Origin of the sequence: Pseudomonas sp. REP124, assembly GCF_020164475.1 — a bacterium.
In the GTDB taxonomy this organism is placed as follows: Bacteria; Pseudomonadota; Gammaproteobacteria; order Pseudomonadales; family Pseudomonadaceae; genus Aquipseudomonas.
This window is the reverse complement of sequence record NZ_JAIQWX010000009.1, coordinates 26684-39200: the sequence shown is the minus strand read 5'-3', so window position 1 is coordinate 39200 and position 12517 is coordinate 26684. Positions and strand designations below refer to the sequence as shown.

Annotated in this window: 11 protein-coding genes; all 11 read left to right on the top strand. The window is 61.2% G+C overall.

Annotation, left to right across the window (positions count from 1 at the left end; all coding sequences use genetic code 11):
- The first annotated feature begins 7 nt into the window (after window positions 1–7).
- The 11 genes from flhA to K9857_RS04010 all read left to right on the top strand — a co-directional run bounded on the left by flhA (window position 8) and on the right by K9857_RS04010 (window position 12503).
- Complete coding sequence (gene flhA, locus K9857_RS04060) at window positions 8–2137, top strand: flagellar biosynthesis protein FlhA (RefSeq protein WP_224533605.1); 2130 nt, start codon at window positions 8–10, stop codon at window positions 2135–2137.
- A 12-nt stretch (window positions 2138–2149) separates the two neighbouring features.
- Complete coding sequence (flhF, locus tag K9857_RS04055; RefSeq protein WP_224533604.1) at window positions 2150–3475, top strand: flagellar biosynthesis protein FlhF; 1326 nt, start codon at window positions 2150–2152, stop codon at window positions 3473–3475.
- 116 nt (window positions 3476–3591) lie between these two features.
- Window positions 3592–4422 (top strand): flagellar synthesis regulator FleN, encoded by an 831-nt coding sequence (gene fleN / locus K9857_RS04050; protein WP_008001746.1) that lies wholly within the window; start codon window positions 3592–3594, stop codon window positions 4420–4422.
- On the top strand, window positions 4419–5159 hold the full coding sequence (gene fliA / locus K9857_RS04045; protein WP_077045792.1) for an RNA polymerase sigma factor FliA: 741 nt from the start codon (window positions 4419–4421) through the stop codon (window positions 5157–5159). The genes fleN and fliA overlap by 4 nt, the downstream gene beginning before the upstream one ends.
- Window positions 5160–5324: 165 nt before the next feature.
- A complete protein-coding gene (locus tag K9857_RS04040) occupies window positions 5325–5696 on the top strand; it encodes a chemotaxis response regulator CheY (protein ID WP_003183998.1) in 372 nt (123 codons plus the stop codon).
- 19 nt (window positions 5697–5715) lie between these two features.
- Complete coding sequence (locus tag K9857_RS04035) at window positions 5716–6504, top strand: protein phosphatase CheZ (protein WP_224533603.1); 789 nt, start codon at window positions 5716–5718, stop codon at window positions 6502–6504.
- Between the two features lie 39 nt (window positions 6505–6543).
- Window positions 6544–8823: a chemotaxis protein CheA gene (locus K9857_RS04030; protein WP_224533602.1), complete on the top strand. Its 2280-nt coding sequence runs from the start codon at window positions 6544–6546 to the stop codon at window positions 8821–8823.
- A gap of 50 nt (window positions 8824–8873) precedes the next feature.
- Window positions 8874–10028, top strand: coding sequence for a chemotaxis response regulator protein-glutamate methylesterase (locus tag K9857_RS04025; RefSeq protein ID WP_224533601.1), 1155 nt, complete (start codon window positions 8874–8876; stop codon window positions 10026–10028).
- Window positions 10028–10768: a flagellar motor protein gene (locus K9857_RS04020; RefSeq protein ID WP_110964366.1), complete on the top strand. Its 741-nt coding sequence runs from the start codon at window positions 10028–10030 to the stop codon at window positions 10766–10768. Before K9857_RS04025 ends, K9857_RS04020 begins: the two co-directional genes overlap by 1 nt.
- A gap of 12 nt (window positions 10769–10780) precedes the next feature.
- Complete coding sequence (gene motD / locus K9857_RS04015; RefSeq protein ID WP_175376862.1) at window positions 10781–11671, top strand: flagellar motor protein MotD; 891 nt, start codon at window positions 10781–10783, stop codon at window positions 11669–11671.
- Between the two features lie 43 nt (window positions 11672–11714).
- Window positions 11715–12503: a ParA family protein gene (locus K9857_RS04010; protein WP_224533600.1), complete on the top strand. Its 789-nt coding sequence runs from the start codon at window positions 11715–11717 to the stop codon at window positions 12501–12503.
- Window positions 12504–12517: the final 14 nt, after the last annotated feature.

Sequence of the window (12517 nt, the reverse complement as noted above, 5' to 3'; positions counted from 1 at the left end):
TATTTCGGTGGATCGGTCTCAATTAATCAGCAGTGCTCGCAGCAACGTGGCAGAGCTCAGTCGCGGCAATCTGGGTGTGCCGTTGCTGTTGCTGGTCATGCTGGCGATGATGATGCTGCCGGTGCCGCCGTTCCTGCTGGACGTGTTCTTCACCTTTAACATCGCCTTGTCGATTGTCGTGCTGCTGGTCTGCGTGTACGCGCTGCGGCCGCTGGACTTCGCGGTGTTCCCGACCATTCTGCTGGTGGCGACCCTGTTGCGACTGGCGCTGAACGTGGCTTCCACCCGGGTGGTGATGCTCCACGGCCAAGACGGTCACGCCGCCGCCGGTAAGGTGATCCAGGCCTTCGGTGAAGTGGTGATCGGCGGTAACTACGTGGTCGGTATCGTGGTCTTCGCGATCCTGATGATCATCAACTTCGTCGTGGTGACCAAGGGTGCCGGGCGTATTTCCGAGGTGAGCGCGCGTTTCACCCTCGATGCGATGCCCGGCAAACAGATGGCGATCGACGCCGACCTCAACGCAGGTCTCATCGATCAGAACCAGGCCAAGGCCCGTCGTGCTGAAGTCGCCCAGGAAGCCGAGTTCTATGGCTCCATGGACGGTGCCAGCAAATTCGTTCGCGGTGACGCCATCGCCGGCCTGCTGATTCTGTTCATCAACCTGATCGGCGGTATGGCGGTCGGTATCTTCCAGCACAACATGACCTTCGGTGACGCCGGCAGGGTGTACGCGCTTTTGACCATTGGTGACGGTTTGGTGGCGCAATTGCCATCACTGTTGTTATCTACAGCAGCAGCCATCATGGTGACCCGTGCTTCCGGATCGGAAGACATGGGCAAACAGATCAATCGTCAGATGTTCGCCTCGCCCAAGGCGCTGGCCGTGGCGGCGGGCTTGATGGCAGTGATGGGCCTGGTGCCCGGCATGCCGCACATCTCCTTCCTCAGCATGGCGGCCCTGGCGGCCGGCGGCGCTTACCTGTTCTGGAAAAAGCAGAACCAGGTCAAGGTGCAGGCGCTGGAAGAGGTCAAGCGTCAGCAGGAACTGCTGCCATCGCCGGCCCGCGCCCAGGAAACCAAGGAGCTGGGCTGGGATGACGTGACGCCGATCGACATGATCGGCCTGGAAGTGGGCTACCGCCTGATTCCGCTGGTGGACCGCAATCAGGGTGGTCAGTTGCTGGCGCGGATCAAGGGCGTGCGCAAGAAGCTGTCCCAGGACCTGGGCTTCCTGATGCCGACCGTGCACATTCGCGACAACCTCGACCTGGCGCCAAGCGCCTATCGCTTGACCCTGATGGGGGTGATTCTGGCCGAAGCCGAGATCTATCCGGATCGCGAACTGGCGATCAACCCGGGGCAGGTCTACGGCACGCTCAACGGCATCACCGCCAAAGATCCGGCTTTCGGGCTGGAGGCGGTGTGGATCGAAATCAGCCAGCGTGCCCAGGCGCAATCGCTGGGCTACACCGTGGTCGATGCCAGTACGGTAGTGGCGACTCACCTGAACCAGATTCTGTACAAACACTCCAGCGAGCTGATTGGCCACGAGGAAGTGCAGCAGTTGATGCAACTGCTGGCGAAAAATTCGCCAAAACTGGCCGAAGAACTGGTACCGGGCGTGTTGTCGCTGTCGCAATTGCTCAAGGTTCTGCAGGCGTTGCTGGCCGAACAGGTGCCGGTTCGCGATATCCGCAGCATCGCCGAAGCCATCGCGAACAACGCTTCCAAGAGTCAAGATACCGCCGCATTGGTGGCCGCGGTTCGCGTCGGCGTATCCCGCGCAATCGTGCAAAGCATTGTAGGCACTGACTCGGAGCTGCCAGTGATCACGCTGGAGCCAAGGTTGGAACAGATTTTGCTCAATAGTCTGCAGAAGGCAGGACAAGGCTCGGAAGAGGGCGTTCTGCTTGAGCCAAGCATGGCTGAGAAGCTGCAACGTTCGTTGATCGAAGCAGCACAGCGTCAGGAGATGCAAGGTCAGCCGGTGATTCTGCTGGTGGCCGGTCCGGTTCGCGCGATGCTCTCGCGTTTTGGCCGGCTGGCAGTGCCGGGCATCCATGTATTGGCCTACCAGGAAATTCCGGACAACAAGCAAGTGACCATCGTTGCGACAGTAGGGCCCAACGGCTGAGGGTAGTGATTCATGCAAGTTAAGCGTTTTTTCGCCGCCGATATGCGTCAGGCCATGAAGCTGGTTCGTGATGAGCTGGGCGCTGAAGCCGCCATTATCGGCAACCGCCGGATTGCCGGTGGTGTCGAGCTGACAGCTGCCCTGGATTACAAGCTGTCGGCGCTGGCTCCTCGGGTTCCGAACATGGAACTCGAAGACGAGCTGCGCAAGACCCAGTCGCGGATCGTCACCGCCCAGGCCGAATTGAGCCTGCGCAGCGAAGGCGAGAGCGACAACGCGGTCAATCGCCAATTGTTCGCCGGCCTGCCGCTGACCGCTGCCGAGCCGCTGATCGAGCCGACCTATGCCGAGCCACGTCGTGCGGCGCCTGCGCCTGCCGCGGCGCCGGCGATCGACCAGCGTGCATTCGACTCGATGCGTTCGGAACTCAACGGTCTGCGCGAGCTGCTGGAAGTACAACTGGGTTCGCTGGCGTGGAATCAGCTGCAAGGCCGCCGTCCGGATCAGGCCAACCTGTGGCGCCGCCTGCAACGCATCGGCCTCTCCGGTCCGCTTTCCCGCGACCTGCTGGCGATGATCACCGACATCGAAGAACCCCGTCAGGCCTGGCGCATGTTGCTGGCGCATCTGGCACGCATGATCGCCACACCGGAAATCGAGCCGCTGGAAGAGGGCGGAGTGATTGCCATGGTCGGCCCTGCCGGCATGGGCAAGACCACCACCCTGGCCAAGCTGGCTGCCCGCTACGTACTCAAGTACGGCGCGCAGAACATCGCGCTGGTGAGCATGGACAGCTATCGTATCGGTGCCCAGGAGCAGTTGAAGACCCTCGGTCGGATTCTCAACGTGTCGGTAACCCACGTCGATCCGGGTCAATCACTGGTTCAGGCGCTGGATCCACTGCTGCGTAAGCGCGTGGTGCTGATCGACACCGCAGGCCTTCAGGCCAGCGATCCAGCGCTGCGCATGCAGCTTGAAAGCCTGGCCGGACGCGGCATTCGGTCGAAAAATTATCTGGTTCTGGCAACCACCAGCCAGAAGCAGGTTCTAACGGCTGCCTACCACAGTTACAAGCGCTGCGGGCTGGCGGGCTGCATCCTGACTAAACTGGATGAAACCGCCAGTCTGGGCGAGGTGTTGAGCCTTGCCATCAGCCATGAATTGCCGGTGGCCTACCTGACCGATGGCCCGCGGATTCCGGATGATCTGCATCTGCCGCGCCGTCATCAACTGGTCAGTCGCGCCGTCAGCGTGCAAATGCAGGAAGAGCCCAGCGAAGAAGCCATGGCCGACATGTTCGCTGATATCTACCACAGCCCGACCAAGCAGGTAGGCTGAGGTAAAAATGAATAGTTTTTGTACCTACATCGATGGTCTGCCACGCATTGTTCCGGTTGTGAACGCGCAGCCAGTAATGTGGCCTCCGTCTATGCAAGACAAGGTAAAGAAATAACATGGGCAGCATGCATCCCGTACAGGTGATCGCGGTGACCGGCGGCAAAGGTGGCGTCGGGAAAACTAACGTGTCAGTGAACTTGTCCCTGGCTTTGGCAGAGCTTGGCCGTCGTGTCATGTTGCTCGACGCCGACCTGGGGCTGGCGAACGTCGACGTTCTGCTGGGCCTGACCCCCAAACGTACCCTGGCCGACGTGATCGAAGGCCGCTGCGAGCTGCGCGACGTCCTGTTGCAGGGGCCTGGCGGCATCCGCATCGTTCCGGCTGCGTCCGGGACCCAGAGCATGGTCCATCTGAGCCCGGCCCAACACGCCGGCCTGATCCAGGCTTTCAGCGACATCGGCGACAACCTCGATGTGCTGGTGATCGACACCGCTGCGGGTATCGGTGACTCGGTAGTCAGTTTTGTGCGCGCCGCACAGGAAGTGTTGCTGGTGGTCTGCGACGAGCCGACCTCCATCACCGACGCCTACGCCCTGATCAAGCTGCTTAACCGCGACTACGGCATGAACCGTTTCCGCGTGCTGGCCAACATGGCCCAGAGCCCACAGGAAGGGCGCAACCTGTTCGCCAAGCTGACCAAGGTGACCGACCGTTTCCTCGACGTCGCCCTGCAATACGTCGGCGCCGTGCCGTACGACGAAAGCGTGCGCAAGGCCGTGCAGAAACAGCGCGCGGTCTATGAAGCTTTCCCGCGTTCCAAGTGTTCGCTGGCGTTCAAGGCCATCGCGCAGAAGGTCGATACCTGGCCGCTGCCTGCGAACCCACGTGGCCATCTGGAGTTTTTCGTCGAGCGCCTCGTGCAACAAACGGCAGGACCCGTGCTATGACAGCCAGCGGTTACAACCTTTACAAAAAGTCGGCGCGTGACGCGCAGTACGAGCTGATCGAGCGTTACGCGCCACTGGTCAAACGCATTGCCTACCACTTGCTGGCGCGTCTGCCGGCCAGTGTGCAGGTCGAAGACCTGATCCAGGCCGGCATGATCGGCCTGCTTGAAGTCTCGACCAAATACGACGCCAGCAAGGGCGCGAGTTTCGAAACCTATGCCGGCATCCGCATCCGCGGCGCCATGCTCGACGAGGTACGCAAAGGGGACTGGGCACCACGTTCGGTCCATCGCAATACCCGGATGGTCAGCGATGCCATTCGCGCGATTGAAGCTAAAACCGGACGTGACGCTAAAGATCATGAGGTTGCTGCCGAACTCCAGTTGAGTCTCGATGATTACTACGCAATTCTGAACGACACCCTGGGTAGCCGTTTATTCAGTTTCGACGACCTGTTGCAGGACGGCGAACACGAAGGGCTGCACGAGGACGGCGCCAGTGCTCATCTCGAGCCGTCACGCGATCTGGAAGATGAACGCTTCCAGGCGGCGCTGGCGGATGCGATTGCCAATTTGCCGGAGCGTGAGCGACTGGTGTTGGCGCTGTACTACGACGAAGAGTTGAATCTCAAGGAAATCGGCGAGGTCCTGGGAGTCAGCGAGTCTCGGGTCAGCCAGTTACACAGCCAGTGCGCGGCCCGTTTGCGGGGGCGTTTGGGAGAGTGGCGAGCGCGCTGAAGGCAGTGTGGGGGCACTGCGAGTTGGCTGGCGGGGTGATGAACCGCGCCGGTCTCGATCCGTTGTATCCCCGACAGTCATCGAGTGTTTGCCAGATTGATTGAAATGGCGCGTCCAGGTGCTGGGCGCGTTTAAGTCTGCTTGGAGGTCGAATTGGACAAGAACATGAAAATCCTCATCGTTGATGACTTCTCAACGATGCGGCGGATCATTAAAAACCTGTTGCGTGACCTTGGGTTCACCAACACGGTCGAGGCCGACGATGGCACTACCGCCATTCCGGTTCTCAACAGCGGGAGCATCGACTTTCTGGTGACTGACTGGAACATGCCCGGCATGACCGGTATCGATCTGCTGCGCCACGTGCGCGCCGATGAAAAACTCAAGCACCTGCCGGTACTGATGGTGACTGCCGAAGCCAAGCGCGAGCAGATCATCGAAGCGGCCCAGGCCGGCGTCAACGGCTATGTCGTCAAACCCTTCACCGCTCAGGCGCTGAAAGAAAAAATCGAGAAGATTTTCGAACGCATCGGTTGATCGGCGTCACGGGGAAGCTATGGGACATAACGAATCTTCGCAGGGCGATTTCGAATCGACCCTGAAAAAACACGCCGTCGAACTGGTCGCGAGCCTTGAAAAAGGCCGATTCGGCGATGCTGTGCAATTGATCCATGAGCTCAATCAGACCCGTGACCGCGGCCTGTATCAGGAAGTGGGCAAGCTCACCCGCGAGCTGCACAGCGCAATCGTCAATTTCCAGATTGACCCGCACATGCCGCAGGCCGAGGAAGTGTCGCAGATCACCGACGCCACCGAGCGTCTGGGGTATGTGGTCAAGCTGACCGAAGCTGCGGCCAATCGCACCATGGACCTTGTTGAAAACGCCACGCCTGTGGTCAACCGCCTGAGCGAAGAAGCCCAGGCGCTGAGCACGGACTGGGGACGTTTCATGCGCCGCGAAGTCGGGGCTGAAGAGTTCCGCGAACTGGCGCGACGTGTCGACGCTTTCCTGGCGCGCAGCAGCGAAGACGGTCGCACGGTGTCGAGCAATCTCAACGACATCCTGCTGGCTCAGGATTATCAGGACCTCACCGGCCAGGTGATCAAACGTGTGACCCAACTGGTCACCGAAGTAGAAAGCAACCTGCTCAAGCTCGTACTCATGGCCAGCCAGGTAGACCGCTTTGCGGGTATCGAACATGACCGTGCGGCGATGCTTGCAGAAAAAGATCCACAAAAACATCTCTCTCAGGGTGAAGGTCCGCAGATTCATGCCGATAAAAGAGAAGACGTTGTATCCGGTCAGGATGATGTGGACGACTTGTTATCCAGCCTTGGTTTTTAGGTTCTTTTTTAGACCTGTTCTGTTAGGAGCACACCATTAATGAGCTTCGGCGCCGATGAAGAGATCCTTCAGGATTTCCTGGTTGAGGCCGGCGAGATTCTAGAGCAACTGTCCGAGCAACTGGTCGAGCTGGAAAGCCGGCCGGACGATGCGGACCTGCTCAATGCAATTTTTCGCGGTTTTCACACTGTAAAAGGGGGCGCCGGCTTCCTTCAGCTCAACGAGCTGGTGGAGTGCTGTCACATCGCCGAGAACGTGTTCGACATCCTGCGCAAGGGTGAGCGTCGCGTCGACTCGGAACTGATGGACGTGGTTCTCGAAGCACTGGACGCAGTCAACAGCATGTTCGGCGAAGTCCGCGACCGCAGCCCGATCACGGCTGCCACACCCGAATTGCTCGCTGCCCTGTCGCGCCTTGCCGAACCGCAAAGCGCTGACGAGGCCGCTGCTGCACCTGTAGCCGAAGTGGTTGAAGAGCCTGTCGCCGAGAGCGAATCGGCCGACATCACCGACAGTGAATTCGAACAGCTGCTGGACTCGCTCAACGCCGTCAAGGCGCAGGCCGAGGCTCCGGCTGCTCCAGCCACTGCCCCGGCTGCAGCCAGTGAGGAAGCGGCCAGCGACGAAATCACCGATGCCGAGTTCGAGTCGTTGCTCGACCAACTGCACGGCAAAGGCCAGTTCGCCGTCAACTCCCTGCCAGCGACGCCTGCCGCGCCCCAGGAGCCGAAAGCCGAAGGCGACAGCTCCGACATTACCGATGACGAATTCGAAGCACTGCTCGATCAGCTGCACGGCAAGGGCAACTTCGCCGTTGAAGCACTGGAATCGGCCATCGCTTCGGCGACGCCGCCTGCTGCCCCCACCGCTGCGGCGGCCGGCAGCGACCTGATTACCGATCACGAATTCGAAGCACTGCTTGACGATTTGCACGGCAAGGGCAAGTTCACCGACGTGGCGGCGAAAGCCGGCACCGCTACTGCTGCTACCAGCGCTCCCGCGGCAACGCCTGCAGCCAAGGCAGCAGCGCCGAAACCCGCGGCCAAGGCGCCTGAGCCAAAAGCCGAAACATCTGCACCAGCCGCCGCTGCCGCACCGGCGCCAGCCCGTGCCCCGGCCTCGCCACCGCCTGAAAAGCCGGCCAGCGAAGCCGAGACCACCGTGCGGGTCGACACCGCGCGTCTGGACGAGATCATGAACATGGTCGGCGAACTGGTGCTGGTGCGTAACCGCCTGGTCCGCCTGGGCCTCAACAGCGGCGATGAAGCCATGTCCAAGGCTGTGTCGAACCTCGACGTGGTCACCGCCGATCTGCAGACCGCGGTCATGAAGACCCGGATGCAACCGATCAAGAAGGTCTTCGGGCGCTTCCCGCGTCTGGTTCGCGACCTGGCTCGCCAGCTCAAGAAAGAGATCAACCTGGAACTGGTCGGCGAAGACACCGACCTGGACAAGAACCTGGTCGAGGCCCTGGCCGACCCGCTGGTGCACTTGGTGCGCAACGCGGTCGACCACGGCATCGAGTCGCCGGAAGAGCGCGAAGCCTCGGGCAAGGCCCGTGGCGGCAAGGTGGTCCTGGCCGCCGAGCAGGAAGGTGACCACATCCTGTTGTCGATCTCCGATGACGGCAAGGGCATGGACCCGAACGTCCTGCGTTCCATCGCGGTGAAACGCGGCGTGATGGACAAGGATGCGGCCGAGCGCCTGAGCGACACCGAGTGCTACAACCTGATTTTCGCCCCGGGCTTCTCGACCAAGACCGAGATCTCCGACGTGTCCGGCCGCGGCGTGGGCATGGACGTGGTGAAGACCAAGATTTCCCAGCTCAACGGCTCGATCAACATCTACTCGGCCAAGGGCCAGGGATCGAAGATCGTCATCAAGGTGCCGCTGACCCTGGCAATCATGCCGACGCTGATGGTCATGCTCGGCAACCAGGCGTTCGCGTTCCCGCTGGTGAACGTCAACGAAATCTTCCACCTCGACCTCTCTACCACCAACGTGGTGGACGGCCAGGAAGTGGTGATCGTGCGGGACAAGGCGCTGCCATTGTTCTACCTCAAGCGCTGGCTGGTCAGCTCCGCCGCTCACGAAGAGCAGCGCGAAGGCCATGTGGTGATCCTTTCGGTGGGCACCCAGCGGATCGGCTTCGTCGTCGATCAACTGGTGGGCCAGGAAGAAGTGGTCATCAAGCCATTGGGCAAGATGCTCCAGGGAACCCCGGGCATGTCGGGCGCCACCATCACCGGTGACGGTCGCATCGCGCTGATTCTCGATGTACCGAGCATGCTCAAGCGTTACGCCACGCGGCGTATTTGATTCTGGTGGAGCGGGGCGACTGAGCCTCGCTCCGTCCTAACGGAGTGTTTATGGCAGTTAAAGTCCTGGTGGTGGATGATTCGGGGTTTTTCCGCCGCCGCGTCTCGGAAATTCTTTCAGCGGATTCCAATATCCAGGTCGTCGGTACGGCGACTAACGGAAAGGAGGCGATCGATCAGGCACTGGCCCTCAAGCCGGACGTGATCACCATGGACTACGAGATGCCGATGATGGATGGCATCACGGCGGTGCGGCACATCATGCAACGCTGCCCGACCCCGGTCTTGATGTTCTCCTCGCTGACCCATGAAGGCGCCCGGGTAACCCTGGATGCGCTGGACGCCGGCGCGGTGGACTTCCTGCCGAAGAATTTCGAAGACATCTCGCGCAATCCCGAGAAGGTCAAGCAACTGCTGTGCGAGAAGATCCACAGCATCTCGCGCAGTAACCGTCGCCTGAGCAGCTATAGCGCGCCGGCGCCAGCGGCCGCCCCTTCGCACACCTCAACCTCTGCGCCTTCGCCTGCGCCATCGAGCATTGGCAGCTACGGCAGCAGCGCGCCTGCACGCACCTCGCCGATCCCGAGCCGGGCACCTGCGCCTGTGCACACCCATGCGTCTGCATCGCCAGCGCCCAAGCGCAAGGCCTACAAGCTGGTCGCCATCGGCACGTCCACCGGCGGTCCGGTTGCCCTGCAGCGAGTCCTGACCCAGTTGCCGGCGAGTTTCCCGGCGCCGATCGTGCTGATCCAGCACATGCCGGCAGCCTTCACCAAGGCTTTCGCCGAGCGCCTGGACAAGTTGTGCCGCATCACCGTCAAGGAAGCCGAGGATGGCGACATCCTGCGTCCGGGCCTGGCGTTGCTGGCCCCTGGCGGCAAACAAATGATGATCGACGGCCGTGGCGCGGTGAAAATCCTGCCGGGCGACGAGCGTCTGAACTACAAGCCGTGCGTGGACATCACCTTCGGTTCGGCAGCCAAATCCTACGGTGACAAAGTTCTGGCGGTGGTGCTGACCGGCATGGGCGCCGACGGTCGCGAAGGCGCGCGTCTGCTCAAGCAGGGCGGCAGTTCGATCTGGGCCCAGGATGAGGCCAGTTGCGTGATCTACGGCATGCCGATGGCCATCGTCAAAGCCGAGCTCGCCGACGCGGTGTACAGCCTGGACGACATCGGCAAGCACCTGGTCGAGGCCTGTATCTGATGGACGTTCTCAGCCTTATCGGCATCATCATGGCCTTTGTCGCCATCATCGGCGGCAACTACCTGGAAGGCGGTCACCTCGGCGCTCTGGCCAACGGCCCGGCGGCGTTGATCGTACTGGGCGGGACCATCGGCGCGGCGCTGCTGCAATCGCCGATGAGCGCCTTCAAGCGCGCCATGCAGATCCTGGCGTGGATCCTGTTTCCGCCGCGGGTCGACCTGGCCGGCGGTATCGACCGTGTCGTCAACTGGAGCCTGACCGCCCGCAAGGAAGGCCTGCTGGGTCTTGAAGGCGTGGCCGATACCGAACCTGACAGCTACTCGCGCAAAGGCCTGCAACTGCTGGTCGATGGCGCCGAGCCGGAAGCCATCCGCAGCATTCTGGAAGTGGATTTCTACACCCAGGAAAGCCGCGACATCGAGGCGGCCAAGGTCTTCGAGAGCATGGGCGGCTACGCGCCGACCATCGGGATCATCGGCGCGGTGATGGGCCTGATTCACGTCATGGGCAACCTGGGCGATCCGTCGCAATTGGGTAACGGTATCGCCGTGGCCTTCGTTGCCACCATCTACGGTGTGGCCAGCGCCAACCTGGTGCTGCTGCCGATTGCCGCCAAACTCAAATCCATCGCATTGCGTCAGTCGCGTTATCGCGAAATGTTGCTCGAAGGCATTCTGTCGATCGCCGAAGGTGAAAACCCTCGCTCCATTGAGTTGAAGCTTCAGGGCTTCATGGATTAAGGGAATAACCTCATGGCCCGTCGTCGCCAGCATGAAGAGCATGTAAACCATGAACGTTGGCTGGTTTCCTATGCCGACTTCATCACCTTGCTGTTCGCATTTTTCGTGGTGATGTACTCCATTTCTTCGGTCAACGAAGGCAAGTACAAGATCATTTCCGAGGCGCTGATCGGTGTCTTTACCGATACCGATCGCGCCCTCAAGCCGATTCCCATCGGCGATGAGCGGCCCAAGACCGTGACCCCGGCCAAGCCTCTGGTCAAGGACAGCGATCAGGTTGACGCGGGAGTTGCCGGTGCCAGCGATCCGCTCAAGAGCATCGCCGATGATATCAGCGCGGCGTTCGGCGACCTGATCAGCTCCAACCAGATGACCGTGCGCGGCAACGAGTTGTGGGTCGAGATCGAACTCAATTCCAGCCTGTTGTTCGGCAGTGGCGATGCCATGCCCAGCGACATCGCGTTCAACATCATCGACAAGGTCGCGGCGATCCTGAAGCCGTTCGACAACCCGATCCACGTCGAAGGTTTCACCGACGACCAGCCGATTCGTACCGCGCAGTACCCGACCAACTGGGAACTGTCGTCGGCCCGTTCAGCGAGCATCGTGCGCATGCTGGCGATGCAGGGAGTCAACCCGGGTCGTCTGGCGTCGGTGGGTTACGGCGAGTTTCAGCCGGTGGCCAACAACGCCACGGCCGAGGGGCGGGCGCGCAACCGGCGCGTGGTGCTGGTGGTGTCGCGCAACCTGGACGTACGCCGCAGCCTGACCGGTACAGGTACCGCTCATACCACTCCCGATGCGGCATTGAAGCGGGCTGGCACACAAACTGCACCGACCCCGGTCAAGTCGCCGGTACGCGAGAGCTCCGTCAATTCTCCGTCACCCGCATTAACACGTTGAGCTATTTCTCGGTCGATCCGTTCGACCGGGAGGAACATTCCGAATGAGAGTCTGGGCAGTCGCCAATCAAAAGGGTGGTGTCGGTAAAACCACTTCCTCCATCGCTTTAGCCGGTTTGCTGGCCGAGGCGGGCAAGCGCGTGGTCGTGGTCGACCTCGACCCCCACGGCTCCATGACCAGCTATTTCGGTTACGACCCCGACAGCCTGGAACACAGCAACTACGACCTGTTCCTGCACAAGGGCACCGTGCCCCAGGGCCTGCCCGGGCAATTGCTGCTTTCCACCAGCGATGAACGCATTTCCCTGTTGCCATCGAGCACGGCGCTGGCGACCCTTGAACGTCAGTCGCCGGGCCAGAGCGGCCTGGGCCTGGTGATCGCCAAGAGCCTGGCGCAGCTGTGGCAGGATTTCGATTACGCGATCATCGACAGCCCGCCGCTGCTCGGCGTGTTGATGGTCAACGCCTTGGCGGCGAGCCAGCAACTGGTGATCCCGGTGCAGACCGAACACCTGGCCGTCAAAGGCCTGGAGCGCATGGTCAATACGCTGACGATGATCAATCGCTCGCGCAAGCAGACCTTGCCGTTCACCATCGTGCCGACCCTGTTCGACCGCCGTACCCAGGCGTCCCTCGGTACGCTGCGGGTCTTGCGCGACAAGTTCCCCGAAGAGATCTGGCAGGGCTACATCCCGGTGGATACGCGCTTGCGCGATGCCAGCCGTGCCGGTCTGACGCCTTCGCAATTCGACGGCAAGAGCCGTGGAGTTCTCGCCTACCGTGCGCTGCTCAAGCAATTGCTGGCGGCGCAGCTTGTTTCGCAGGTGGCGTGAGATGAACCCGATCC